The sequence below is a fragment of the Pontibacter ummariensis genome (assembly GCF_900188175.1).
In the GTDB taxonomy this organism is placed as follows: Bacteria; Bacteroidota; Bacteroidia; order Cytophagales; family Hymenobacteraceae; genus Pontibacter; species Pontibacter ummariensis.
The window spans coordinates 86124-112677 of the sequence record NZ_FZOQ01000008.1 but is presented as its reverse complement, the minus strand read 5'-3'; the positions used below and the strand labels follow the sequence as shown (position 1 = coordinate 112677).

Genomic DNA, 26554 nt, shown 5'->3' with positions numbered 1-26554 from the left:
ATGGCAAAGTCATTATTTGATAAAATTTGGGATGCGCACGTGGTGAAGTCCATCCCGGGAGGCTTAGATGTTTTTTACATCGACAAGCACCTGATTCATGAAGTAACAAGCCCACAGGCTTTTGCGGAGCTGGAGAGCCGTAACCTGCCACTGTTCCGGAAAGAGCAAATGGTAGCCACGGCCGATCATAACGTGCCTACTAAGAACCAGCACCTACCTATTCAGGATCCGCTTTCCCGATCCCAGGTGGATAAGCTTACTGAAAACTGCGGGAAGTTCGGCATTGAACTGTTTGGTCTGGGGCACAAGCACCAGGGAATTGTGCACGTGATCGGGCCAGAGCTTGGCATCACGCAGCCGGGTATGACCTTGGTGTGCGGCGACAGCCATACCTCTACCCATGGTGCATTCGGGGCCATCGCTTTCGGTATTGGTACCAGCCAGGTAACGCAGGTAATGGCATCGCAGTGCCTGTTGCTGAGCAGACCCAAGCGCATGCGCATTACCGTAAATGGCAAGCTAAAAGCAGGGGTTACAGCGAAGGATCTCATCCTGTATGTCATCTCCAGGTTAGGGACCGGTGGCGCAACAGGGTACTTTGTGGAGTATGCCGGTAGCGCAGTGCGTGGTCTGAGTATGGAAGGACGCATGACGGTGTGCAACATGAGCATCGAGATGGGAGCCCGCGGTGGTATGATCGCCCCGGACGAGACAACCTTTAACTACCTCAAAGGCCGGCCTTATGCGCCGCAGGGAGAGAAGTGGGAGCAAGCAGTCGCTTGTTGGAGTACCTTGTTTTCGGATGAGGACGCCGAATTTGAGGCAGAGCATGTGTATGACGCGGCTGACATTGCTCCAATGATCACCTATGGCACGAATCCCGCTATGGGGATGGCAATCAACGGCACCATTCCTGCAGAGGTAGCCGCCTCGGAAGCGTTCAGCACAGGGAAATCACTCACCTATATGGGCTTTGCGCCGGGTGAGTCTTTAGTGGGGAAGGAGATCAACTACGTGTTCATTGGCAGTTGCACGAACTCCCGCATAGAGGACCTCCGGCAGGTGGCTGAGTATGTAAAAGGCAAGCAGAAGGCAACCCATGTGGAGGCGATCATAGTGCCAGGGTCTAAGCTGGTCGAAAAGCAGGCTATTGAGGAAGGCCTGGACCGTATTCTGGCCGAAGCGGGTTTTGAATTACGGGAACCAGGATGCAGTGCCTGCCTTGCCATGAACGAGGATAAGATCCCGGCTGGTGCCTATTGTGTGTCTACCTCTAACCGGAATTTCGAAGGGCGCCAGGGCCCGGGAGCAAGAACCTTGCTGGCGAGTCCACTTGTGGCGGCCATCACAGCCGTGGAGGGTAAGATTGTTGACGTTACGCAATTTCTCAACTAATGGAAAAATTTGAAGTGCTTCATTCAGGGGCAGTACCGCTTCCTGTTGAAAACATAGACACCGACCAGATCATCCCAGCCCGTTTCCTAAAAGCAACCTCCCGCGATGGTTTCGGGGAGAACCTGTTTCGCGACTGGCGTTACGATAGCAAGGGTAGTCCTAAAGTCGACTTCGTGTTAAATGATGAGAGGTACAAGGGGCAGATACTGGTGGCCGGGAAGAACTTTGGATGTGGGTCCAGTCGCGAGCACGCTGCCTGGGCTATTTATGACGCGGGTTTCCGGGTTGTGATCAGCAGCTACTTTGCGGATATCTTCCGTGGCAATGCCTTAAACAATGGCATCCTGCCACTGCAAGTGTCCGAGGAAGTGCTACAGCAATTACTTGATCTAGTAAGTCAACAACCGGAAACTACCTTCACTGTGGACCTACAGCAACAGCAGCTACTTGTTCCTGCTGCAGACATAGCCGTCCCCTTTGCAATAGACGCCTATAAGAAGGAGTGCCTGCTGAATGGTTATGATGATATTGACTTTCTGGTAAACCAGAAAGAGGCTATTGAAAACTACGAAAAGAATAGAGTATGGGCATATTAACTAAACATATAGCAGTACTTCCGGGGGATGGCATAGGCCCGGAAGTGTGTAACGAAGCAGTAAAAGTCTTAAAGGCAATTTCTGAGCGTTTCGGGCACCAGTTTGAGTTCAATACCAAACTTATGGGTGCCTGTGCCATTGATGCTACCGGAGATCCCCTTCCGGAAGACACGCTTGATGCCTGTTTCGATGCCGACGCCGTGCTGATGGGCGCTATCGGTGACCCAAAGTATGATAACAACCCCGGCGCTAAGGTGCGTCCGGAACAGGGGCTGTTGCGCTTGCGCAAATCCCTGGGTTTGTTTGCGAACATTCGCCCAGTAACAGCTTATGACGCTTTGTTGGAGCATTCGCCCCTGAAGCGAGACCGAGTGGAGGGGGCAGACATGCTCATCTTCCGTGAACTAACAGGTGGTATCTACTTTGGAGAGAAGGGTAGAACTGAAGACAGCGCCTACGACCACTGTACGTACAGCCGGGAAGAGATAGAGCGGGTCGCACATCTTGCTTTTCAGGCAGCTAGCGCCCGTACAGGCAAGTTAACACTGGTGGACAAAGCGAACGTGCTGGAGACATCGCGCCTGTGGAGAGAAGTAGTGCAGGAAGTAGCAAAAGGCTATGAGCAGGTAAAAGTAGACTACCTTTTTGTAGACAATGCGGCCATGCAGTTGATCCTGAATCCGAAACAATTTGACGTGATGCTGACGGAGAACATGTTCGGGGATATCTTGTCTGACGAAGCTTCCGTGCTGGCGGGTTCTCTGGGCCTGTTGCCTTCTGCTTCGGTAGGGGAAAGAACAGCCTTGTTTGAACCTATCCACGGTTCCTATCCGCAGGCAAAAGGAAAAGGGATTGCGAACCCCATTGCATCCATTCTGTCCGCTGCCATGCTCTTAGAGCACTTTGGCTTACAACAGGAGGCTAGTGTGGTAAAAGACGCGGTGCAGAATGCTATAGATCATCAGATCTTAACACCTGAGTTAAACAAAGAATCTTCCTACACCACCGAGCAGGTAGGAAGTTACATTGCTTATTGTGTATTGGAGGGTGCTGAGGCGCTTCCGCACAAGAGCAATATTGAAGTAGGCTTGAGTACAATCATATAAAAGTACCCTCGCATTTGTAGTATTAATTCCAGATACAGAAAAGCGCCTCCTTTTGGGAGACGCTTTTTTTATTTTATGGCAGCGGTAGTTGGTTTCTTTTTAAGGTAAAATACCCAACGTTCACCACTTGGTGGTGCTGAATTTTTCTAGATCAAACCAATCTTTGTTCACCTGTGTCGGAAAGCTAATATTAAAGTACTCTTCCCGCAAAGTGGTCTGGCCGTTTGTCTTAAACACGATCTCCGTGGCTACCCATTTGTCCTCTATTTGCTGGTAGTTGTTGATTTCCACGTCGCGGGTGTTCCCCTTGTTGTTCGTAAGGACGCGAAGCACGTATAGCCGCTCTTTGTCTACCCAGAACTGTGGTGACTGAGAATCGCTTGCATCAGTTGTACCAACAACATAGGCAGCACGGCCTTTCCAGTTAGCTTCGGTGGTTTTACTTAGGTCAAAGCCAAGGGACTGCAGCTTTTCGAGCGTACTTTCTGGCTTTGTAAAATATACATCAAAGCTAAGAAGCACGAGAGGGTGAATCTGGTATTGCCGGGAATGGAGCTTGTGGTCTTTGAACTGATAAACAGAGTCCGCCGCGAAAACCACACCGTTGCCACTATCAAAACCATTAAAGCGTATGTGCAGGTTACCGGGCTGGGCATAGACCTCCTGCCATGTTTCCTCTTTGGTTATCTTGTCCCCTTCGTAAAATATCGCTTTTTGCTCAAAAGCAAAGTTCGGGTACCATTTGCCTTTCCAGGTGCTGTACATCCGCTTTATAATCTGCACGCCCTTTTTAGGAGTAGGAGGGGAAGGTGAAACTGTGGCTGCCAAGGAAGTGATGCCTGCATAAAGTAACAGGCAATGCAAGACCAGAGCCAGCTTTGGGGCTTTTCTCATAGTTTTATGTTTTAGCATTTGTCATCCGAAAGTAATACTTTTTTCGCTTTTGATTTCGCTACCTGGCTAAACTTACAAGTGGCTGTCACTTTGGTGATTTTTTAATACATTCGGGTGAACTAAAACATAGCCATATGCTGAAGATATACCATAATAACCGCTGCAGTAAAAGCAGACAAACCCTGGAACTGATTCAACAGGCCGGTCAGGAAGTAGAAGTGGTGGAGTATCTGAAAACACCTCCCACTGCTCAAGAGCTAAGGGAGGTACTACAAAAGCTGAGTTTGAAACCGGAAAACCTGCTGCGCAAAGGGGAGAAGCTCTATAAGGAAAACTACAAGGGTAAGACTCTGTCTGATGAGGAATGGATTCAGGTGATGGTGGAACATCCTGTACTAATGGAACGACCTATTGTCGTAAAAGACCAACAGGCAGTTGTTGGCCGGCCACCGGAGAATTTTCTCACCTTATTAGATTAGGCTGCGGTAGTAATCTCTAAGTCTAATTGACCGAAAGGCAACGCGCGATTTCCTCTTGGATGTGCTCTTACTGCTTCTCTAAAGCATAAGTGTCTATGATGGAAGATCCTTCGAGTTGCTTGGTTATGGTCAGTTTGTCTCCATCAAGTGAAAGCCTGAAACTTCCGTCTAAAATATAAGTCCAATCGAAGTTAGCCGTCCAGAAACATTCGTTTTGAAACTGGATTTCGTGCCCTGAAAGGCTGTAGGTTCCTCTGCAAATAGCAGGGTAGTAGGGCATGTTGCTGCTTCCTGAAAACTTACCGTTGTCCAGGGTTAAGGTGACGTTGGCGCGTGCGTAATCCGCACTTGGGCTAGATGCCCGCACAAAGTACCCTGTGTAAGTGCCGTTCAAAGTTTCTGGATCTATTTCCTCTTTATCGCAGGAGACGCTCATAAAGAGGAAGAGGATGACAAACAGGAGGAAGACGTTTTTCATGTTCGAGGGCTTTTTAATAAGACCCTTTTTAAAGGCAAACGTTGCATCGCGCATTTAGTACACGCTTCTAAGTTGAAAACAACTACGCAACAGCCTTTACAAATACTCTCCTAAAGCAGGTGCATGCGTATACTAAAGTGAATCGAAGGTAAACAGAAAAGCCAGACTGTAAATCTGGCTTTTCTGTTTATAGGGGTCCTGTCGGTTTGTTACTCAATAATATTGAAGAGGCGGCTCCACCGGATTTTATCTAAGAAACCTCCTTCAGGGTTTGTTGACATCCAGATCATGACTGCCTTGCCTACAATGTGGTCTTCCGGCACGTAGCCCCAGTAGCGCGAGTCGAGGGAGTTATGGCGGTTATCGCCCATCATAAAGTAGTAGTTCTGCTTAAAGGTATACTGGTTTACCTCTTTGCCGTCTAGAAACAACTTCCCGTCGCGCACTTCGGCATTCTCGTTGTGTTCGTACTCCAAAATCACCTTTTCGTAGAAAGGAAGGGTGGCAGGAGTAATGGCCACGGTAGCGCCTTCCTGCGGGATGTAAATGGGACCATAGTTGTCTCTGTTCCATGCATACCTGCTCGGGACAAACGGGAATACCTCTGCCTCTATTTTGTCCGGTGTTTCTTTCAGCAGCACGACATCCTCGATAAAGTCTAGCGCAGCAATTTGCTCTGCCAGCTCCGGTGAAGCATCTACCACGTACCCGCTTTCAAAGAGTTGTACATCGCGCAGGTTTATGTCACGGTCCTGAAAAAACTTGGGAGACAGCTGTGTTTTCGGCACGATCAGGTACTTATATTGGAGCTTCTCGGGCATATCGATGGCCTGCCCATTAATAAACACCTGCATGTCCTTGATCTGCAGCGAATCGCCCGGCAGTCCAATGGCTCGCTTGATGTAGTTGGTGCGCAAATCTGCAGGGTGCTCTTCCTCCGGCGGATAGTTGAACACAACCACATCGTTACGCTCTACCTCCGAAAAACCAGGCAAGCGGTAAGACGGCAGCTGAACCGCATCCGTGTAGGAGGGGATGTTTGTCCCCCAGATTGTTTGGTGCGTTAAAGGCACCTGCAGGGGCGTCATTGGGGTGCGCGGACCATAGTGCAGCTTACTCACGAAAAGGAAATCGCCCACCAGCAAAGACTTCTCCATAGAAGGCGTAGGGATGGTGTAGGCCTCAAAAGTAGCCCAACGTATCAAGCTGGCTGCTACCACGGCAAACAAAATAGCATCGCCCCACTCGCGGGCGAAGCTTTTCTTTTTCTTTGGCTCTTTCGCTACTGGTTTCTTTTCCCAGAATTTTACGTTCATCTGCACTTTCTATGGTTACAGGTTTAGCATGTCTTTCATGCCATACACACCCTGGCGGCCTATCAGCCACTCTGCGGCCATGACAGCACCCTCTGCAAAGCCGGCACGGCTGTGCGCAATGTGTCCGAGTTCTATTTTGTCAACCTCAGAGCTGTAGGTAACAATATGTGTGCCTACCACATCTGGTTCGCGCTCTGAAGCAATGTTTAATTTAGTTTTTTCTTCCGGATTATCACTTACCCATCCCGCTAAATTTGTATAGCTTGCCAGAATTCCTTCCGCGGCTGTAATGCCCGTACCACTTGGCTTGTCTACCTTCTGCAAGTGGTGAATTTCCCGGACAGCCACCTCGTACTCCTTGTACGCCTGCATCTTGCTGGCAATGTATTCATTAAAGTGGAAGAAGAGGTTTACCCCTACACTAAAGTTAGAGGCATAGAAGAAAGCCCCTTGCTTTTGCTGACACAGATTTTTAGCCTCCTCAAACTTGTCTAGCCAGCCTGTAGAACCAGACACCACAGGTATTCCATTGCTTAAGCAATAGGAGATATTTCTGAAGGCTTGCGCTGGGTGTGTAAACTCTATGGCTACGTCCGTATCTTTAGACGAAAAGTTCTGTAGCTCATGGGCATTATCGCGGTCAATTTTGCCTACAATTTCGTGGCCTTTGGCTAAAGCCATTTGCTCGATGGTTTTGCCCATCTTGCCATAGCCAATCAAAAGGATTCTCATTTGGATCGGGTATATAAAGTAAAGGTTAAGCCTGGGGTATGCCTGGCAGGCCCGGCAACAAGGGGAATAACAGCAGGTTGTACGCGCAGTGCCAGGTCGTCGCTCACGTCAAACTCCTTCAGGTGCGCGTGCACGTAGGCCTCGGCAATGTTGAGGCCATAGGCAATGAACGACAGAATGTAGGTCAAATCGCGGTTTCGGCGGTAAAAGTCTCTGCCACGCCTTAAGTTATCCGTAGCGATCTGCCCCCGTGCCACTCCCAGTACGGGGTCGTTGGCAAATTGATCAGTGGTAGTCGAGTCATTGTCTGTGCGCCAGATAAGGGCCTGCCTGAAGTCCTGGTACTTATTGTTGTTATCGATAATGAAATAACCGAGCACCGCCCCTGTGGCATAGATAATCGGTATTTTCCAGTAGGCTTTGTTGTAAAACTGACCGGCACCCGGCAACACGGCAGAGTAGAAGGCCGCTCGGGCAGGCCTGTCCCAGCGCGTCAAAAAGAAACCGTCCTTGCCTCCGATGGTCTCAGGAACAGGCACACGCGCTGAATCCGGCCCTTCGGTAATGATTTGCCCGTGACTAATGGCAGGGGCAAAGAAAAAAAGTATACCGAACAACAGTGCCGCGGCGCTGGATTTCAGCCTCATGTAGCCTTAGTAATTTAAAATTTCGAGAATGCGGTTCAGTTCATCCACTGAAACGAAGGGAATCTTGATCTCGCCTTTGCCTTCGTCGTTGGCTTTGACCTGTATTTTGGTGCCAAACTGCGAGGAGAGCTTAGTTTGTACCGTCTTTAACTCTTCTTCATATTTGTTGAACTGCAGCTTATGCTGAGGATCCGGTTTCTTTTTAGCGTTCTGCAGGTTGCGTACCAACTCCTCTACCTTCCGGACAGAGAGTTCCTTGGCCACTACTTCTTTAAACACATCCAGCTGCTGCTCAATTGTGTCGATGTTGATGAGCGCGCGGGCATGGCCCATGCTGATGACGTTATCGCGCAGGGCTATCTGAATATCCGGCGGAAGCTTTAAGAGACGCAGGTAGTTTGTAACCGTAGTACGCTTTTTGCCTACGCGGTCCCCCAGCTCTTCCTGTTTCAGGCTACACTCGGTAAGCAGGCGCTGATAGGAGAGGGCAATTTCGATCGCGTTCAGGTTCTCACGCTGGATGTTCTCGATAAGCGCCATCTCCAGCATCTGCTGGTCATCTGCTTTACGGATAAAGGCCGGGATAACAGTGAGCCCCGCAATTTTGGAGGCCTGGTAACGTCGTTCCCCTGAGATTAGCTGGTAGCTGTTCGGGCCCAGCTGGCGAACTGTAATGGGCTGAATGATGCCCTGTATTTTAATGGATTCTGCCAGTTCTTCCAGCGCTGTCTGATCGAAATGGGTACGCGGCTGGTAAGGGTTTGTCTGGATCTGATCAATAGCAATATCTGCGATGGTATTTACTTCGTTAAGGGTGGACGATTCGGTTTTTCCGGTGTACTTGTTGCCCTCCAGCAGAGAGCCAAGGCCTCTACCGAGGCCGCCTTTGCGCTTGGCTGCAGAATTCTTGTTATCAGACATGTAATCTATCGTACTATTATTTTGCCAGCACTACGCTGTTCTTCTCGGCTATTTCGCGGGCCAGGTTCAGGTAGCTCATGGCTCCCTTGCTCTCTGCATCGTGCAGCAGGGCCGGGATACCAAAGCTCGGTGACTCGCTCAACTTCACGTTTCTAGGGATAATGGTGTCAAACACCATTTGCTGGAAGTGCGTTTTGACCTCTTCCACCACCTGGTTCGACAGGCGCAGGCGCACATCGTACATGGTCAGCAGAATACCCTCAATGGCTAACTCCGTATTCAGGCGCGACTGTATGATCTTGATCGTGTTCAGCAGCTTGCCTAGGCCTTCCAGGGCAAAGTACTCGCACTGCACGGGTATTACCACTGAGTCGGCAGCCGTCAGGGAGTTCACGGTGATCAGGCCCAGCGATGGAGAGCAGTCGATGATGATGTAATCATATTGCTGCTTCAGGCTTTGTAGTGCTTCCCGCATCTTTTCCTCTCGATTCGGCACATTGATCATCTCCACTTCGGCACCTACGAGGTCGATGTGTGAGGGGATCAGGTCGAGGAACTCTATGTTAGGCGACTGCAGGATAATATCCTCGGCCTTTAAGTCCTCCACCATGCACTCGTAAATGCTGCTGGTAATAGTGGCAGGGTCAAAGCCAAGGCCCGAGGTGGCGTTGGCCTGTGGGTCGGCGTCTACCAGTAATGTCTTAAATTCTAAAGCTGCCAGGCTAGCCGCCAGGTTAATGGCAGTAGTGGTTTTGCCTACTCCACCTTTCTGGTTGGCAACCGCAATTATTTTTCCCATGCTGCAATTATAGGTTTATAGTCTGACCTATCTCCATCAAAATAAGTTCCTTGTCTGCCATCTGCGCCACTTCCTTCACCTCGTCTTTATCTATCTGGATGTACGGGAAGGTATCGTAGTGCATTCCGATCACTTTGTCTACCTGTACAAAATCTGCGGCGACCATGGCATCGTGTATATCCATGGTAAAGTTATCACCGATTGGGAGAAGGGCAAAATCCAGGTCAAATTGTTCCGGAATCAGCTTCATGTCGAAGGTAAGGGCGGTGTCGCCGGCAAAGTAAAAAGCCTTGTTCTCCGTTTCTACCACAAAGCCTGCTGCACTGCCGGCATAGGAGCCGTCAGGCAGTGAGCTGGAATGGATTGCGTTCACCATTTTAACCGTACCGAAAGGGAGCGTTACTTTGCCGCCTGTGTTCATGGGGTGGGTTTTCTCCACGCCTTTGTTTCCAAACCAGGCAGCTATCTCAAAAGTGGCGACAATGGTACTGTTGTTATTCTTTGCGATTCGTTCTGCGTCATGCACGTGGTCCTGATGCCCGTGTGAGAGCAGGATATAGTCTGCCTTTATCTCATCTACGTTTATGGCCGAAGCCAACTCGTTTGGGGATATAAAAGGGTCGAACAATACCTGGTGTTCTCCAATCCGAAATAAGAAGCAAGACTGTCCGTAGTATGTTATTTCCATAGTGTTCGTGGTTTATTGCGAAATGCTTGCGCAAAAATTTGATACATGCACAAAGATACATCTTTTAGCTAGAAAGAGGGAGGCAATTACAGGCTGGGGCATAATTTTATCTATGCCGGAAAGCCTTTTGAACACCGCTCCTCACTCCTTGAAAGCCGAACGAACAAATCTTCTTTTAGGTATGATTTTCTTTCGTAGACGGTGGGAGGAGAGGGGCTGTTAGCACTGGATTTGTATAAGGACGCGAAGGTTATAGCTGGCAGATAGACAGTGTTGTAAAAAAAAGCCTGCAGCTAATTATAGCTGCAGGCTTTAAAAGATTAACCTATCTTATTACTTCTTCAGGTCTCGCTTGTCTTTGTCCTTGTCAAGCTTGTCTACATCAATATCCTGCTTGCGGACATTACCACGAATGGTTTCGTCGCGCTCGGTTGTCTTTTTGTTCAGTTTTACCTCTTCCACTACACGCGCTTCTTTGTTTACCAATGGTACCTCACCGTGCTCTACAATGGTTCGCTCACCCTCTTTAAAGTTAGCAAGGTCGCGTTCGTTCGCAGGTCGGTTTACCGGGTTACGCTCTATGTTTACATGCTCTTCCCGTAGGCGCAGGTGTTCTTCAACAGGGCGTTCCACAATACGGCTTCTCAACTGTACGCCGCCTGTCTCTACCTCGCGCTTGCCAACTTCCATTTTTTCCTCTACTACTGGGATGGTTGTCTTCGCGTCTGTCCACTTACCCTTGCTCGAGGTCGACATGCCTCTGTACTGTTCAGCGCGCTCGTTTACATCAATAGCGCCGGCTTTATCCAGCATCTCAGCCACACGCTTAGACTCTTCTTTTGAGTCGGTGTGTACTGTTACAATCGAGCCATGGCGGGCTACCTCATAGTACTTATTCGACTCGTCCCGGCTGTCGAACAAAGAGCTGAAAAAGTCATTGTCGCGCTTGTTCTCCGGCATGTCTGTAGCTGTTGCGTTGGTTCTGTTATCTGTTTCCAGGTTGTTCGACGGAGTGTTTAAGTTGTTATCCGGTGGGGTGCCCATGGTATCGTTCCTATCTGAGGCACCTCTTACGGCGATGTCTATTTTATTTTCCGCAATGCCACTGTCCATCAGTTGCTGTGCGGCCATCTGTGCGTCTACTCCATAATCGAAAATTCCTATTACTGTTTGTCTCATAGTTCTTTGTGTTTTTTTAGTTCTGATAAATTTTCCAAAGGGCTTGACTCTCAAGCCTGGTCAGAGTCGTTGCGAAGGTCAACACGCTCCACGTTTACTTTTTCTTTGCGGAGGGTCGCCTTTTGCGACTCCTGTGTTTGCACTTGGCGTTTGGTTACGTGCAGTTCTTCTACCAGCAACAGGCGCTTCTGCACCACGACTTCTTCCCGGAGTACCGGGATGATCATCTTTTCGCCTTCGTGCCTGACTGCCGGGGGCGGGGAATCCACGTATTGGTTCACTGCCACACGCTCCACGTCTACTTCCTCGTGCATCATCGGGACATCGACGGTTACGTCTTCTTCATTTACCTCTTTCGAGATTTTCACGCGTCCGGTCGGAACCGTTTTCTTTTCCACCTCTAGTTGCTCTTCCACAACAGGAATGGCCTCGGAGTTAAGATTATTTTGTGCGGGTTCTGCCAACTTTTCTGCCTTTGGAGCTGCTTGCTGGCTTTCCTCATACTTCTGCTCAAACTCTGATTTTATTTTATTTGTCTTTTCGCTCATCCCTGTATTGTATCACCATATTAAAATATAGTTTTCCCGAGGTGGGTGTCCCGTCTCGTATATCTCGTATATGTATTTCTACGGACTAAAAGCCATCTGGTTGAATGTAATTAGAAATTAGAACAGGTGAACGGGTGTAGGTAGTAATATTCAGTTTGTATATATCTAATAGCGAATAGGTGAAAGAGATGTGTGTGGAAGTTGGAAAGCTACCCCCGAAGCAGCAGGCCGTAAAGCCGCTAACGCTTAAGATGTAAGCAATGACCGGTGCCCCTTTTGATTACCTGATGCTGCAAGCGCACGTACAGGGTAAAGGTTATATTTAACTCTTTGTTAATAATGAGATTCTTAAATTTGATCACCATCGCCGGCCTGTGCGTGCTTGGCCTTCCCTCTAGTGCTTTTGCGCAAACGAACGGGAAGGAGGTGTTTAGGGAGAAACTAAAGGAGTATGCGAAGACACATCAAGAGCGCTTTTATGAGACAATGCCTGTTTTACAGCCTGCGTCTGAATCTGTGGCTATGCCTGCCCCCTTTGTTTCTGGTTTTATGCAAGACCCGGAGACGGGGTTACGCTACTACCCCCGTTATAAGAAGATTTATGACCCTGAAACAAAGTACGCTTACGATCTGCTAACGGGCCGGATTTACAAGCCAGAGTAGTTAATTCTCTTCTTACTCAGACCAATGTTTAGACCCTGCGCTGCACCAGGTGCGGCTAACCGGAGAGGAATCATCTTGCTTTAGCTGCTGCCACATGCTGCATGGTTAGCTTGTGTAGTAAGTCCTGAAGGTGAAGCAGTTCACTAGGACCGCCTTCCTGGTGCTTTACTCGTTTTACTTCAGTGCCTTCCTCGTAAAAAGTGATGTAGGTAGCGGGTACATCCGACCATTGAGAGAGGTAGGCTCTTTGTAAAGAGCCGTAGTTTAATTCCCTTTGAGCCTTTTGCAGTAACTTCATTTCCTTTTTTGTCAGGCAGAATTGTAAAGTGTCCTGCACAGGTACATTTCTATGTCCGATAAAGGTCACGGTGCCATCCGTATAAATGCGGGCGTCATAGGCAGGGCAAATACCGAGGCAGGGCGTTTTCTGATAAAGCAGTGCGAGTTCTGCAGCTTGTGGTGAGTTCTCTATGTTACCGGCAGGTGAGGCAGCGCAGCCAAGCAAGAGAGTGAGGCAAGGAACAAGGAAGCAGGCCCTGAAGTTAGCAGCTCCAAGACGAAAGCTACGGGACATCGGGTAATTTCTCAAATTTGCCATTCTCAAACACATAGGCTTCCGGGGCACAGTACTGACACTCGTTGTAGTTGATTGCTGAGTCGGGAGGGTTTAGGACAAACAAACGGCTATCGGGGCGGTAGTCTGCCCCAACACTGCTTTGCAGCTTGTCCAGTACTTTGCCGGTTTCGCGGTCTACTACGTAGTGCAACTGGCAACTGCTTCCGCATCCCACTGTCACCACCGTGTAGCTTCCTGCGAAATTGACGCCTGCTTCCAATCCTTCCCGTAAGGCTGTGCGGTATGTGCGGGCATCTACATGGCTTGCCTCATCTAGCGGAGCAAGACGCCCCCGGTACATATCGCCAACGTCATAGTCGCCGCTGCCCAGGTACTCTTCCAGCGTAATGCGGTATTGTTGATACAAGTCTGGGTTCTCGTTATCCGAGATGGGCATCTCCAACGGGTCTTCTGCTAATTCCTCTGCCAGTTCCGGGTGGGTGCTGGCAATGCTTCCCTCTTCCTCCGTTCTTTGCTGGCAGCCATAAAAACACAGCAGGAGTAACAGTAAAGGCGCTATTCTGTAGAACTTGTTCATAGATAATGCATACGAGCGTTAGGCGGCGAAAGCTATAAAAAAAAGCCCCTCCTGATCCGGAGGGGCTTTTGCTGTCTCATAGTAAGGGAAGATCTCGTCCCTATTGAGCGTTTATTTCTTGGCTTTGCGCTTTTGCTGCTCTTTTTCAGCGGCCTGGCGCATTGCTTCCTGCATACGCTCAGAAAAAGAAGGACCTCCTTTCTTTTTCTTCTCCTTAATCTTGTGCTTGTTCTCTTCCAGTTTTGCCCGCACTTTACCTTCATCCACGAACTTGCGGATAGCCGCCTGCTGTGTGAATGTTACAATGTTCGACACAAAGTAATAGAAAGACAGACCAGCAGGGTAGGAGTTCAGCACAAACATGAAGATCAGAGGCATTAAGTAGCTGTAATACTTCATCGGGCCCTGCATGGTGTTTACCTGATTGTTAGACCACGTGTACAGGATGGTAGAGAGGGTCATTAGGAGGGTAAATAAGCTGACGTGGTCACCATAGAACGGAATGGTGAAGGGCAGTCTCGCGAACACGTCGTAGGTAGAGAGGTCTTCTGCCCATAGGAATGCCTCCTGACGGAGCTCAATAGAGTTCGGGAAGAAATTGAACATGGCAAACAGAATCGGAATCTGCAAGAGCATGGGAATACAGCCGCTCAGTGGGCTAACACCCATCTCGGAGTACAGTTTCATGGTTTCCATCTGCGTTTTCTGCATGTCACCGTCGTTGCGCTCCTTAATGGCGTCAATCTCTGGCTTCAGCACCTTCATCTTCGCCATCGACACATACGACTTGTAAGTGAGCGGGAAGAGGATGGTTTTAATATACAGCACCAGTAGGATGATGATGATGCCGTAGTTGCCGATGTAGTTCTCGAGGAAGTCGAAGGCCGGAATAATCAGCCATTTGTTCACATACGAGAAAATGCCCCAACCCAAGTCCAAGTTGTCATCAAAGTCAAACCCGATGTTCTTTAAGATAGTATAGTCGTTCGGGCCGAAATAGAACATGAAATCCCCTTTGCCGGAGAACACGTTTTCCTTCGGAATGTAGATCTGTGAAGCAAGGGTTTTTACAACAGAAGAATCGGCTAAATCTACCGATGACTTCATCTCAGCACCCGCAAACTCCTCACCGGCAATTATACCGGCGGTAAAGAAGTTTTGCTTGTTGGCCACCCATTTTAATGGCGCCTCCACACTCTCTGCTTCAGTGCCTTCTGAAATGCTCAGGCTCTCGAAACCGTCCTCAGCCACATAGTAGTTGATAGTCGATTTGGCTCTGTTCTGCTTGATGTCGCGCTCCAGTTGCTTTAAGCGGTCGCTCCAGGTAAAGGTCAGCACATCGCCGGCAATTTCGCGCTCCAGGCCTTTAAATTCTAACTTGTAGCCGAGCAGGAAGTTTTCCTCATAGAGTGTGTAGATCTGGTTGATCGACTGTCCGTTGCCTAACTGAGCCGTGAAAACAATTGTCTTGCCAGCCGTTCCTTCTTCTGTTACCTCCTCCACGGCAGAAGGGGTAAAGAACAAGTCCGACAACTGCACTACATTACCATCTGTTGTCTTAAAAGCGACGTTTGTTTCGCTGCTTTCATTGTCAAAAAGCACCAACGGGTCGCCTTGGTACGTTTTGTAGTTTTTCAGCAGTACTTCCTCTACCTGCCCGCCTTTGGTGTTAAAGGCAACCACCATGTTCTCGTTTTCGAGGGTAACCACTTCTGCCTCGCCAGTAGCGGCCACACCAAAAGCGCCCAGAGCAGTTACTCTGCGGGCCTGCACCAGTGAGTCATCCTCGGCTACCACAGCAGACTGCAGTTGCTCTACTTTGGCTTTTTCCTGCACGGCCACCTGCTCAACAGGCTTATCGGTTCCTGCAAAGAAGAAGGAGTAAGCCAGCAGGAGCACGGCAATCAACCCAAAGCCAATCGCTTGATTTCTATCCATTTACTAATAATTGAACTGTGTTTTGTTTATTTCGATTTTGCGTTGTTAATAGCTGCTTTCACAAACCGTACAAAGAGTGGGTGAGGCCCCAGTACGGTACTCTTAAGCTCTGGGTGATACTGCGCGGCCACAAACCATGGGTGATGCTGTAATTCTATAACCTCTACCAGGCCCGTGTCCGGGTTAATGCCAGAGGCCACCATGCCGGCAGCCTCAAAGGCTGCTAAGTATTGGTTATTAAACTCATAGCGGTGTCTGTGGCGTTCCGATATCTTAGACCTCCCATAAATAGAATAAGCCTTAGAACCTTTTTTTAGTTCACAGGTGTAGGAGCCAAGCCGCATGGTTCCGCCCATTTGCGTGATTTGTTTCTGGTCTTCCATCATGGCGATAACCGGATGCGGCGTGGTCGGGTCCATCTCAGTAGAGGCGGCTCCTGCCAGACCCAGTACGTTACGTGCAAACTCTACAGCAGCACATTGCATGCCCAGGCAAATACCCATAAACGGGATGTTGTTCTCCCGCACATACCGGATCGCTTCCAGCTTGCCTTTAAAGCCCCGCTCCCCAAAGCCTGGGGCCACCAGCACGCCGTCCATGCCATGCAGTAGCGCCCCCACGTTCTCATCCGTAATGTTCTCTGACTGGAACCACTTGATGTTTACTTTACATTCATTTGCAGATCCAGCGTGTACAAATGCTTCTATAATAGACTTGTACGCGTCAGGCAATTCCACATACTTACCTACCAGGGCAATACTTACCTCTTCCGTTGGGTTTTTCAAGCGCCCCAAGAACTCTTTCCAACTGTCCAGGTTAGGCTCTGCGCGATGCGGCAGCTTCAGTTTGCTGATCACCCGCTCGTCCAACTTCTCCTTGCGCATCAGCAGGGGCACATCGTAGATTGTCTCCGCATCCAGTGACTCGATGACGGAATTGATCTTCACGTTACAGAAAAGGGCAATTTTCTTGCGCATCTCCGCAGGTATCGGGTGCTCTGAGCGGCAAACCAGGATGTCAGGCTGCACGCCGGCTTCAGACAGGGCGCGCACAGAGTGCTGGGTAGGCTTCGTCTTTAGCTCACCGGCTGCTCTCAGGTAAGGCACCAGCGTCAGGTGAATCACCACTGATTCGTGCACTCCTAATTCCCAACGCAGTTGGCGTAAGGCCTCGATAAAAGGAAGAGACTCTATGTCACCAACGCAGCCACCAATTTCCGTAATCACTATGTCGTACTCGCCTGTTTGCCCCAACAGCAGCATGCGGCGTTTGATTTCATCTGTGATGTGCGGAACCACCTGCACTGTTTTGCCCAGGTAAGCGCCTTCGCGCTCTTGAGTGATCACGTGGTGGTAAATACGCCCGGTGGTTACATTGTTTGCCTGTGAAGTAGCCGTATTCAGGAAACGCTCGTAGTGACCCAGGTCCAGGTCTGTTTCAGCACCGTCTTCCGTTACGTAGCACTCGCCGTGCTCGTAGGGGTTCAGTGTGCCTGGGTCGATGTTGATGTAAGGGTCAAATTTCTGGATGGTTACAGAGAAGCCTCTTGCCTGCAGCAACTTAGCAAGAGAAGCAGAGATAATGCCTTTTCCCAGGGAGGACGTTACGCCACCTGTAACGAAGATATATTTAGTAGCCATAAGTTAGGTTAAGTCTTATGGACTGCAAAGGTACTGGATTTATTCGATTAACCTGACAATTGGTTTACAGATGTCTGGTCCCCTTAGGATAAGTTTTTAAATATTCAAGAGCAAAGAACTACTAAGGGCAGCAAGTATTGTACTGCTACTATCAAAGCATGTTAACTTTAGCAAGTTCAATACTTTAGTTATATGCTTATTAAGCTAAAAAACTAAGGTTTAAGCTTTTGCGCTTATTATGGTTTTTGTATATTTATATACAACAATGTTAAAGTATATGCGTTTTAATGCCAAGCATTAATTACCTTACTATACATGACCCCGATGAAACATAGATTCCGAGTTTTAGTCGCTTCCTTCTTTTTAGTTTCCGCATTCTCTGTAAAGGCGCAAACCTCTGATATCAGGAGATCAATCCCGAATAAAAGCTCTGACTTTGAGTTTGTTGCAGGGATGGGGTTTTCGGTTATAAACAGTGATAATAGGGGGCACAATTTTGGCCGGGATATATTAGACCCTATTATTAATAACGGCTATGGACCTAGCTTAAGTGCCGGCCTTTTCTATAAATTATCACCCTCTTTAGGTTTTTTGAGTAGCGCAGACTTCATATATCTGGAGGGAGAAAAGTTAAGCGATGCTCGTACTACATCAGAATTTGATTTTCATACCTACATGGTAGGGGCTTCGGGATCTGTTGTATACAATTTTCTTGATGCCTTTGCGGGTTCAAGAGTATATCAGGCATCGCAGCGTAGGTCTTTAATACCTTATGCTAAAGTTGGGATAGGTTTTATGTATTACAACGCCAACTCCTATGACATAGATGGGTACCCAGAAGAAGAAAACTCTAGTTTAGCTGCATTCATCCCAGTTGGTTTAGGTGTAAAAATGCAGTTAACGGATGTTGTTACGCTAAGCCCTGAAGCAACTTTGAATTTAACATCAACAGATTACCTTGATAATGTTAAGAGGAGTGGGGGGTACTTAGGAAAACCAGATCATTATCTTAATTTCTCTGTAAAAGTACATTACAATCCTTTTGTAGATCGTGAACCACGCGAAAGTAGAGAGAGAAGACAAAACAGAAGAAGATAGGAAGTCTTTTGCTAAAATAAGCCCCAACTGCTTGCTTTCCCCTGCCTAAGTGAAAGCAAGCAGTTGGGGCTTTTCCTGTTATTGAATGGAAAAGCTTGGTCTGGCGTTATCGAAGTCCATAGCTCCACTTGTAGAATTCTACAATAGTCTTAACCTCTCTACCGCGACTGCCAAGTGCTAATACTAGAGAGAATGGTAGCATAAGTTCCAGATCCATAATTCAACTCTAGAACAGCACGTAGGACCTTTACGAAGAACTGCAACAGTGAACATGCAGCTATAGAAGCAAAAAACCTCCCATACAAAAGTATCAGAGGTTTTTTTAGTGGTTAGTTTTTATGTTCTGTATACCAAGTTGTTTTTATGGTACTTGCTTAATGACAAACTAACCTTTCGGATTCAGAATGTTATCAATCCTCACAAGTGCATCTTGCAAGTGATACTTAGTAAGGGTATCCTTTGTCTTAGGAAGTGAGGCCTTGATTTGGCTTTGCAGGGCTAGCAGCTCTCCGCGCACTACCGGGCGAATATCTGATTGTGCTACATCCACAGAAGTGCCTCTGCCACGATAACGGCTCGCGTTGCTGTTGTTGTCCTGCTCTTGGTCTGCCATGAGGAACGCCATGCGCTCCAGGTAACCTCTTTGCAGGTTTCGTCGGTAAACATCAACCGTTTTGCCGGCGGCAATTTCTGACCAGATACCACCGCGCAAATCCGCCATCATTTCTGTGAGCGTATAGGTTTTATCACCCAGGGCTGCCTGTGCTTCTATTAAGCGGGCCATCCGACCTGCATCCAATACGTTGTTCAGAACATTCACCTGTGCCTGGCGGACACGTTCCACGGAACCCGCAGCTTCAATCTTGCGGAGGATGTTTTCATCCAGCATCCAAGTAGGGGTGGCAAAGCCCTGTTCGTTCAGGAATTTTAAGGCTATTTGCTGTTTTTCCTTCGGTACAAAAGCGTATACGTCACCCTGCTGGTCGTACGTTTTGTAGTTTTCGTACACGCCGCCGATGTTAGCTGTAACATGTCCCATGTAGCGGTTCCATTGACCTAGTACCTGGCCATAGATCTCCTCCAGGTCTCCATAGTCCTTGTTGTCCTCTTTGGTCCACTCGATCAGGTGCGGCATGATGCGCTTCAGGTTCGTAATGCCGTAGCTGCTGGCTTTCATGGCGTCATCACCTAAATCCTCTGTCTGCGAAGATGGGTCTATTGGGTTACCCTGCTGACGGCCGAAGCGGTACATCGGGTCATTTTCATGCGCACGTATCCAACTGGAGAGCTTTTCTACGTTATCCTCCCCGTTCACTTCCGGGAAATAAGTATAGCCCCATTTCACAGCGTGCTTGTCGTAAATTCCGATCCCTGGCATCAACGCTACCCCTTTGTCCTCTGGCTGGGCTACATAGTTGAAACGGGCATAATCCATGATAGAAGGAGCCGTGCCCATCTTTTTGGTAAACGCTGGGTCACGCAGCTTTTCTACCGGATAAGCTGCGCTGGAGCCCATGTTATGAGGCAAGCCTAAGGTGTGGCCCACTTCGTGGGAGGATACGAAGCGAATTAACTCACCCATCACCTCATCTTTTAACTGTACGCCACGGGCATCCGGGTTTACCGCAGCCGTCTGGATGAAATACCAGTTACGGAGCAGGTTCATTACGTTGTGGTACCAGCCGATGTGGCTTTCCAGAATTTCACCGGAGCGAGGGTCGTGCACGTTAGGGCCGTAAGCGTTCTGCGTTTCGGACGAAAAGTAGCGGATTACCGAGTAGCGGGCATCTTCGGTGCTGAACTCGGGATCCTCCTCAACAGAAGGAGGGTCTTTGGCAATGATGGCATTTTTAAAGCCAGCTGCTTCAAAGGCTTTGTTCCAGTCCTCCACGCCTTGCTTTAGGTAAGGACGCCATTTCATGGGCGTAGCTGGGTCGATGTAGTAAACGATAGGCTTTTTAGGCTCTACGAGTTCACCACGTGCATAGGCCGCTTCGTCTTTAGGCTCCAGTCTCCAGCGCACGATATAGCGACGCTTTGCCGCGCGCTGCTCGTCTGTGCCGTAATCGGTCTGGTTAATGGTGAAAAAGCCCACTCGCTGATCGAAGCGGCGTGCCGCCATTGGTTTTTCTGGCAGAAGAAGCATAGAGTGGTTCAGTTCCAAAGTAATCGTCCCTGTACTGGAGTTAGCAGGGGCATCAGTGGCTTCATAGGTCATCAGGGAGCGGGCCTCTATGTTCAGCGGAAAGCTCTTAACACTCTCTATAAAGGTCCGCTTGTCATCCAGGCGCTTCACTTTATACTGCTCTCTTCTTCTCTTGTCAAGCCCTAAAGAAGGAATATCCTTTGTAAAGAGGTCTGTTACCTCCACTACTTGGGTGCCGGTACCAAAAGCTTTGATATCAAAAGCCTGAATAACCGGGGCTAAGTTTGAATTCTGAACAGAATTATAGATTTCCAGCGTGTCTGCGGCCACGTTTTCATAGGATATCACACGCAGCAGCACTCGGTTACCTACTTTCTCCCAGCGTAGCATCTGTGTGTTTAACTCTTCGCCGCCGTAGCCTATGTTGCTGGCTGTTTTGGCAATACGGCTCACAAGCAGCATGTCCCTGTTTAGCAGTGTGTCCGGAATCTCGTAGTAGTACTTCTCGTCGATTTGGTGCACTTTAAAAAGGCCTTCATCGCTAAGGGCCTTGGCTGTAATGACCTCGTTGTATGGCTTGGGCTTGCCATCATCTTTCTTAGAAGGGGCTTGGGCAGTAGTTTCCTGCTTGGCTTTTTTCTTCTTTTTACTCTTTTGAGCCAGTGCCGGAGCGGGTGCCATGGTAGCACCTGCAAGCAAGAGCGCTACCAGCGGGGCATAGCGTAATTTTTTACTCATGTAATAAAAGGTTAGGGTAATAAAGATTAGTGTTTTATAAGATTGATTCAGGGAACCGGAACATAGGACAAAAAAGAAAGGCCGGGGTTTAACCGGCCTTTCTTTTTTTATCGTTATATATAAATTTTCTCTAAAGAAGCTTGTGCAGGTTGTCTCTTAACCCGGAAGAAGCTTCTACTAAAGGAAGCCGTACGCTGGCTGCACACACCCCAAAGCGCTCCAGTACTACTTTTACGCCTACCGGATTGCCTTCCTGGTACAGCAGCGGGTTGATGTCAACAAAGCTGAGCAAAGCATCAGAGGCCTCCTTAAACTTGCTCTCCAAAGCCAGGCGCACCATGTTGCTGAACTTACCGGGGAAAGCGTTGGCCAGCACAGATATAACGCCATCTGCCCCGAAAGAGATCATAGGCACCGTAAGCATGTCGTCTCCACTGATGAGCAAAAACCCTTCTGGTTTGTGTTTCATGATCGCCATGCACTGCTCCAGGTTACCGGAAGCTTCCTTAATGCCGATAATGTTATCATGAGTGGCTAACTTTAAGGTTGTGTCTGCTGTAACATTGCTGCCGGTTCGGCCCGGAACGTTGTAAAGAATGACAGGCACAGGAGAGGCATCTGCTATTTGCAGGTAATGCTGATAAATACCCTGCTGGGAAGGCTTACTATAATAAGGGCTAACAGACAGGATGGCGCTTACTCCCTTTAGATCCGTCCCGGTCAGTGTCTGAAGCACTTGCTGGGTGTTGTTTCCTCCAAGTCCGTAAACAATTGGTATGCGATTGCCAACGTGGTGTTTAACAAAACGTAGTATTTCTGCTTTTTCCGCTTCCGTTGTAGTTGCCGATTCCGCCGTTGTTCCGTTCACCACCAGGTATTCCACGCCACCGTCCAGCACAAAGTCCAGTAGTTTGCGCAGTGCGTCATAGTCTACAGCCAACTCTTTCGTAAAAGGCGTAACCAACGCAACGCCTGTCCCTCTTAGTTTTTCTCTAATCATCTACTCAGTGTTATGAACCGCGAATTTCGAATTATGATTCGGCTTCTGCAAATGCTTGGGGCTTTATAGGTGTTTACGGCATTTTTTTTCTATTGAATGTTGTTTTCCTCTACCCACTTCAGGAACTGCTCTTTATAGACCTCCCCAATCGGGATTTCTTTAGAACCAATACGTATGCGGCTTTTCTCGATGCTGTCTATCTTTTGTAACGATACAATAAAGGAGCGGTGTACGCGCAGGAACTTAGACTCGGGCAGCTTTTCCATCATCTTGTTCATCGACAGCAATGTGATGATTTTCTGGTCTTTTGTCTGGATGATGATGTAATCTTTTAAGCCCTCAATCCAGAGAATGTCCTTAAAGTCCACCCGTATGGTTTTGTAGTCGGCCTTCACGAACATGAAGTCATGCTCAGGCGCGGCGGGAGTAGGAGGTAAGGCAGGAGCGGCCTCGGTGGCTTTGCCGTTGCGTTGCAGCCTTTCCTGCGCCTTTGTGACTGCTTTCAGAAAGCGGTCGAAGGGGATGGGCTTAAGCAGATAGTCAACAGCATCCTGATTGAAGCCTTCCAGGGCATAATCGGGGTAAGCCGTTGTAAAAATAATAAGAGGCTGGTGCTTCAGGATGTTCAGGAACTGAATGCCTGTTAACTCCGGCATCTCAATATCCAGGAACATCAGGTCTACCTGTTCTTCCTGCAGCACCTGCATAGCTTCTGTGGCGCTAGAGCAGGTTTTGACTAACTGCAAAAAGGGAAGTTTGCTTATATAGCTTTCGATGATGTCCAGTGCGAGTGGCTCATCGTCAACGGCAAGGCAGCGTATTGTCATCGTTTTATTTTTGATTAGGTCTGAAGTATAGTTTTAAGGTAGCGTAAAAAGTCCCCTCTTTCTCCTGAAACTTAAGGATATGCCCGTTCGGGTACAACAGTTTCAGGCGGCGTTTTAGGTTTTCCAGCCCAATGCCGCCGTACTCCCGTTTCTTATGGGAACTGGTGTTGTTGATGGTGTTAAAAGTGAGTGAATTGTCCTGCACGTCCAGGTTCATAATGATTCCGATCTCGTTCTTACTGACCAACCCGTGTTTGAAGGCGTTTTCCACCAAGGTCATCAGCAACATCGGTGCGATTCGCTTGTTCGATAGGTCACCCTCTATGTTAAACTTGATGCTGGTTCCCTCACGCAGGCGCAGGCGCTGTAGGTCAATAAAGTTTTTGATGTGCTCTACTTCTTTCTCCAGGCTCACCAGGGTGTCGTTGCTTTCATACAGCATGTAGCGCATCAGCAGTGACAGCTTCATGATGGCATCGGGCGTTTCCGGGTGCTGCTTGTAAGCCAGGGAGTAAATGTTGTTTAGTGTGTTGAACAGAAAGTGCGGGTTTACCTGCGATTTCAGGTAGGCAAGTTCCGCCATTAACTTCTGGGTCTCCAACTCTTTGTTTCGCCGCTCGTTCCGGATAAAGTTACCGGTCACTTTCAAGGCTGAACTGATAAAGACCGTCACCAGGCCTCCCATCGCGTACTGCAGTAGCCGCTCAGGCATAAACAGAGCCTCCAGCCCTGGGTTATACTCTCTAAAGACGTAATAGTCCAGGGGCGCCTGTATGATGGCCACGGCTAGGAGGGTGGCCAACACGGCGGCTATGTACAGTAGGATGCGGTTACGCGCCAGGTACTGGGGAATCAGGACGTACCAGTTAAAGTAAAAGATGAGTAAATGGAAAAGAAAGCCTACGAGTATGTCCAGGCCCTTTCCGAAGGTAAGCGTACGGTTGGCGTACACAAAGTAAAACACCCAGGAAATAAAGATAAGCCAGCCAGCGGCATGGAGGGCTATCTGATAGCGTTTCCTAAGAGTTACCTCCGGTAGTGTGATATTCATATGAGGGGCAGCAGCAAGTACTTTCATTCATAAATTTAGCCTTACACAGGAAAACCTCCTGATCAGGCAGGCCAATGTCATTTAAAGATAAGCAATGTAAGCTACTTTATAACAGACAGCAGCCGATGTATAGACAAATGGCTATTTAGTAGCGATGAAGCCTTTGTTTATGAGGATTAACATTTTAGGCACTGAAAAAGGGAATGGCGTATAGCGAGGTGCTTAGAAAAGCAGGGGCACCTTCTTTGTAGAGGTGCTCCTATTGTTCCAGGATATAGGTCCTGAGGTGGTCTATGTCCTGTCAGGAGATCATGCTTTCGATAGACTAAGTCTTCTTATTTTGAAATCATCTGCAAAAAGTCGTTTTCGGACAGGATTTTTATTCCCAGCTTATTGGCCTTTTCAAGCTTGGCCGGGCCCATTTTATCCCCAGCTACCAGGTAAGAGAGTTTTGCTGAGATAGAGCTGACCACCTTACCGCCATGGCTGGTGATTAGTTGCTGTAGCTCATCCCGGCTTACGCTTTCAAAAACGCCGGAGATAACAAAGGTACTTCCCGCGAGGGTGTCGCTTTCCACTGCTGGGGCAGTATGCTCTGCTTTCAACTTCAACCCGGCTGCTTTTAGCCTTTCCACTAATTGCACATGGTCGGAGTCCTGGAAATACTCCAAAACAGAGTTGGCAATCCGTCCCCCAATTTCATTGATAGCAATGAGTTCTTCGTAGGTAGCGCCACGCAAGGCCTCGAGGTCAGGGAGTTGCTCTGCCAGTTTTTTTGCCACAGTGCTGCCCACGAAGCGAATCCCGAGGGCAAACAGCACCCGGTCGTAAGGCGTTTCTTTGGACTTCTCCAGGCTCTTCAGGATGTTGTTGGCCGATTTTTCGCCCATGCGCTCCAGGCCAACCAATTGCTCGAAGGTAAGGTCGTAAAGGTCGGCTGCATTCTGCACCAGGCCCGTTGTGTAGAGTTGCTCGATGGTTTCCGGGCCCAGGCCGTCGATGTTCATCGCCTTTCGGGAGATGAAGTGCTCTAGCTTGGACTTGATCTGGGGAGGGCAGCCCTTCTCATTAGGGCAGTAGAAGTTGGCTTCGCCTTCAGAGCGTACAAGATCTGTGCTACATGCGGGGCACTGGGTAGGATAGGCGATGGCCTGGCTGTCCGCCGGTCGTTTCTCCAGGTCCACCCCTGTTATCTTCGGAATGATCTCTCCGCCTTTCTCCACGAAAACTGTGTCACCCAGGCGCAGGTCCAGGCGCTGTATTTCGTTGGCATTATGCACAGAGGCTCTTTTTACCACAGTGCCCGCCAGCTGCACAGGCTCTAGCAAGGCCACAGGCGTCACGGCGCCGGTGCGGCCTACCTGGTACTGTATGCCCTGCAGCACCGTGGAGGCACTCATCGCCGCGTATTTGTAGGCAATCGCCCAGCGCGGACTTTTAGAGGTAAAGCCCAGTTCTTCCTGCAGCGCATAGCTGTTTACCTTTACCACGACCCCGTCAGTGGCGATCGGAAGTTCAAAGCGCCTGGTTTCCCATTCGTTAATATAGGCCAGCACTTCTTCGATGCTGCTACACTTGCGCCAGGTATCCGACACCTCAAACCCCCATTTCTGAATGGCCTGCAGGCTTTCTGAGTGCGTATCAAAGGGGCTGTTCGCGCAGTGGAAGCTATAAGAGAAGCAACCCAGCTTGCGGCTAGCGACCACAGCAGAGTCCTGTTGCTTTAAAGTGCCAGAGGCCGCATTGCGCGGGTTGGCTAAAAGTTGTTCTCCGGCTTCTTCACGCTCGTTGTTTAGTTGCTCAAACACGGGTAAGGGCATAAACACCTCCCCGCGCACCTCAAACAGTTCGGGGTAGTCCTCCCCATGCACCTGCAAAGGCACATCATGGATGGTGCGTACGTTCGCGGTAATGTCATCACCCCGGGTGCCGTCGCCCCGGGTGGCGCCTTGAGTGAACTTGCCCTTCTCGTAGGTCAGGCTAATGGCTACCCCGTCAAACTTCTGCTCACACACGTACTCCACGTTTTCACCAATGGCCTTGGTTACCCGCTTGTCAAACTCCCGTAGCTCTTCTTCAGAGTAGGTGTTGCCCAGCGACAGCATCGGCCAGGTATGGTATACAGTCTTAAAGTTCTTGGTGATGGTGCCTCCCACGCGCAGGGTAGGAGAGTTAGACTGGCGCAGGTCAGGGTGCTGTTCTTCCAGTTCCTGCAGGCGTTTCAGCATCATGTCAAACTCAAAGTCCGGCACTTCTGATCTGCTGTTCTGGTAATACTGGTAGTTTAGATAATTAATGCGTTCGGTGAGTTGCTGTATCTCCTGAGCTGGGTCTTTCTCTGTTGCCATCTTACGTTGCGTTATACTCCCGTAAAAATAGAAAAGAGATTTTTAAAACAAGCCTTGGATATTTAGTGAAAACGAAAGGGACGGCTATAAGATGCACGGCCCCTTTCTACCACTGGCTATGACCAGGAAAGCTTCCTACTTACAGGCCGGTGTTTGTTGCGGAGGGCGCTGCT

Annotated in this window: 25 protein-coding genes; 6 read left to right on the top strand and 19 right to left on the bottom strand. The window is 48.9% G+C overall.

Features of this window, described 5'->3' with window-relative positions:
* Genes leuC through leuB form a run of 3 tightly spaced genes read left to right on the top strand, consistent with a single transcriptional unit; the run spans position 1 to position 3097 of the window.
* Positions 1–1395, top strand: coding sequence for a 3-isopropylmalate dehydratase large subunit (leuC, locus tag CHB92_RS10555; protein WP_089319171.1), 1395 nt, complete (start codon positions 1–3; stop codon positions 1393–1395).
* Positions 1395–1991, top strand: a complete 597-nt coding sequence (gene leuD / locus CHB92_RS10550) for a 3-isopropylmalate dehydratase small subunit (RefSeq protein WP_089319170.1) — start codon at positions 1395–1397, stop codon at positions 1989–1991. The genes leuC and leuD overlap by 1 nt, the downstream gene beginning before the upstream one ends.
* Positions 1979–3097 carry a 3-isopropylmalate dehydrogenase gene (gene leuB, locus CHB92_RS10545; protein WP_089319169.1) on the top strand — a complete coding sequence of 373 codons (1119 nt, stop codon included), beginning with the start codon at positions 1979–1981 and terminating at the stop codon, positions 3095–3097. Before leuD ends, leuB begins: the two co-directional genes overlap by 13 nt.
* Before the next feature lie 120 nt (positions 3098–3217).
* On the opposite strand, the gene CHB92_RS10540 is transcribed toward leuB, so the two are convergent.
* The gene (locus CHB92_RS10540; RefSeq protein WP_089319168.1) at positions 3218–3991 is read right to left on the bottom strand and encodes a LolA-like protein; all 774 of its coding nucleotides are present in this window, start codon (positions 3989–3991) and stop codon (positions 3218–3220) included.
* A 134-nt stretch (positions 3992–4125) separates the two neighbouring features.
* Here CHB92_RS10540 and arsC point away from each other — a divergent pair, with 134 nt between their 5' ends.
* Positions 4126–4470, top strand: a complete 345-nt coding sequence (arsC, locus tag CHB92_RS10535; RefSeq protein WP_089319167.1) for an arsenate reductase (glutaredoxin) — start codon at positions 4126–4128, stop codon at positions 4468–4470.
* A 67-nt stretch (positions 4471–4537) separates the two neighbouring features.
* Here arsC and CHB92_RS10530 read toward each other — a convergent pair whose 3' ends face one another.
* The 9 genes from CHB92_RS10530 to CHB92_RS10490 form a co-directional block, all read right to left on the bottom strand.
* Positions 4538–4948 (bottom strand): hypothetical protein, encoded by a 411-nt coding sequence (locus tag CHB92_RS10530; RefSeq protein WP_144266300.1) that lies wholly within the window; start codon positions 4946–4948, stop codon positions 4538–4540.
* Between the two features lie 209 nt (positions 4949–5157).
* Positions 5158–6264: a signal peptidase I gene (lepB, locus tag CHB92_RS10525; protein ID WP_089319165.1), complete on the bottom strand. Its 1107-nt coding sequence runs from the start codon at positions 6262–6264 to the stop codon at positions 5158–5160.
* 15 nt (positions 6265–6279) lie between these two features.
* On the bottom strand, positions 6280–6996 hold the full coding sequence (gene dapB, locus CHB92_RS10520; protein WP_089319164.1) for a 4-hydroxy-tetrahydrodipicolinate reductase: 717 nt from the start codon (positions 6994–6996) through the stop codon (positions 6280–6282).
* Complete coding sequence (locus CHB92_RS10515; RefSeq protein ID WP_089319163.1) at positions 6993–7643, bottom strand: DUF5683 domain-containing protein; 651 nt, start codon at positions 7641–7643, stop codon at positions 6993–6995. The genes dapB and CHB92_RS10515 overlap by 4 nt, the downstream gene beginning before the upstream one ends.
* A 6-nt stretch (positions 7644–7649) precedes the next feature.
* Positions 7650–8564, bottom strand: a complete 915-nt coding sequence (locus CHB92_RS10510; RefSeq protein WP_089319162.1) for a ParB/RepB/Spo0J family partition protein — start codon at positions 8562–8564, stop codon at positions 7650–7652.
* Between the two features lie 16 nt (positions 8565–8580).
* Positions 8581–9363 carry a ParA family protein gene (locus CHB92_RS10505; RefSeq protein ID WP_089319161.1) on the bottom strand — a complete coding sequence of 261 codons (783 nt, stop codon included), beginning with the start codon at positions 9361–9363 and terminating at the stop codon, positions 8581–8583.
* A gap of 7 nt (positions 9364–9370) precedes the next feature.
* Positions 9371–10051 (bottom strand): metal-dependent hydrolase, encoded by a 681-nt coding sequence (locus tag CHB92_RS10500; RefSeq protein ID WP_089319160.1) that lies wholly within the window; start codon positions 10049–10051, stop codon positions 9371–9373.
* Positions 10052–10384: 333 nt separating this feature from the next.
* Positions 10385–11230 (bottom strand): YsnF/AvaK domain-containing protein, encoded by an 846-nt coding sequence (locus CHB92_RS10495; RefSeq protein ID WP_089319159.1) that lies wholly within the window; start codon positions 11228–11230, stop codon positions 10385–10387.
* A gap of 50 nt (positions 11231–11280) precedes the next feature.
* On the bottom strand, positions 11281–11778 hold the full coding sequence (locus CHB92_RS10490) for a YsnF/AvaK domain-containing protein (RefSeq protein ID WP_089319158.1): 498 nt from the start codon (positions 11776–11778) through the stop codon (positions 11281–11283).
* A 339-nt stretch (positions 11779–12117) separates the two neighbouring features.
* Here CHB92_RS10490 and CHB92_RS10485 point away from each other — a divergent pair, with 339 nt between their 5' ends.
* The gene (locus CHB92_RS10485) at positions 12118–12441 is read left to right on the top strand and encodes a hypothetical protein (protein ID WP_089319157.1); all 324 of its coding nucleotides are present in this window, start codon (positions 12118–12120) and stop codon (positions 12439–12441) included.
* 70 nt (positions 12442–12511) lie between these two features.
* Here CHB92_RS10485 and CHB92_RS10480 read toward each other — a convergent pair whose 3' ends face one another.
* The 4 genes from CHB92_RS10480 to CHB92_RS10465 all read right to left on the bottom strand — a co-directional run bounded on the left by CHB92_RS10480 (position 12512) and on the right by CHB92_RS10465 (position 17173).
* Positions 12512–13039, bottom strand: a complete 528-nt coding sequence (locus CHB92_RS10480) for a DUF6438 domain-containing protein (protein ID WP_144266299.1) — start codon at positions 13037–13039, stop codon at positions 12512–12514.
* On the bottom strand, positions 13005–13595 hold the full coding sequence (locus tag CHB92_RS10475) for a hypothetical protein (protein WP_089319155.1): 591 nt from the start codon (positions 13593–13595) through the stop codon (positions 13005–13007). Before CHB92_RS10475 ends, CHB92_RS10480 begins: the two co-directional genes overlap by 35 nt.
* A 111-nt stretch (positions 13596–13706) precedes the next feature.
* Positions 13707–15533: a membrane protein insertase YidC gene (gene yidC / locus CHB92_RS10470; protein WP_089319154.1), complete on the bottom strand. Its 1827-nt coding sequence runs from the start codon at positions 15531–15533 to the stop codon at positions 13707–13709.
* 26 nt (positions 15534–15559) lie between these two features.
* Entirely contained in the window at positions 15560–17173 is a 1614-nt protein-coding gene (locus CHB92_RS10465) for a CTP synthase (RefSeq protein WP_089319153.1), read from the bottom strand.
* Positions 17174–17497: 324 nt separating this feature from the next.
* Between CHB92_RS10465 and CHB92_RS10460 the strand changes: the two genes are divergently transcribed.
* On the top strand, positions 17498–18271 hold the full coding sequence (locus tag CHB92_RS10460) for a DUF6089 family protein (protein ID WP_179223012.1): 774 nt from the start codon (positions 17498–17500) through the stop codon (positions 18269–18271).
* Between the two features lie 385 nt (positions 18272–18656).
* Here the strand turns inward: CHB92_RS10460 and CHB92_RS10455 are convergent, their stop codons facing one another.
* From CHB92_RS10455 to ligA, 5 genes are all read right to left on the bottom strand, one after another.
* Complete coding sequence (locus tag CHB92_RS10455; protein WP_089319151.1) at positions 18657–21155, bottom strand: zinc-dependent metalloprotease; 2499 nt, start codon at positions 21153–21155, stop codon at positions 18657–18659.
* A gap of 130 nt (positions 21156–21285) precedes the next feature.
* Positions 21286–22155: a 4-hydroxy-tetrahydrodipicolinate synthase gene (gene dapA, locus CHB92_RS10450; RefSeq protein WP_089319150.1), complete on the bottom strand. Its 870-nt coding sequence runs from the start codon at positions 22153–22155 to the stop codon at positions 21286–21288.
* A gap of 89 nt (positions 22156–22244) precedes the next feature.
* A complete protein-coding gene (locus CHB92_RS10445) occupies positions 22245–22982 on the bottom strand; it encodes a LytR/AlgR family response regulator transcription factor (protein ID WP_089319149.1) in 738 nt (245 codons plus the stop codon).
* A gap of 4 nt (positions 22983–22986) precedes the next feature.
* The gene (locus CHB92_RS10440; protein ID WP_245842460.1) at positions 22987–24060 is read right to left on the bottom strand and encodes a sensor histidine kinase; all 1074 of its coding nucleotides are present in this window, start codon (positions 24058–24060) and stop codon (positions 22987–22989) included.
* Positions 24061–24368: 308 nt separating this feature from the next.
* Positions 24369–26381 carry an NAD-dependent DNA ligase LigA gene (ligA, locus tag CHB92_RS10435; RefSeq protein ID WP_089319148.1) on the bottom strand — a complete coding sequence of 671 codons (2013 nt, stop codon included), beginning with the start codon at positions 26379–26381 and terminating at the stop codon, positions 24369–24371.
* Between the last annotated feature and the right edge of the window lie 173 nt (positions 26382–26554).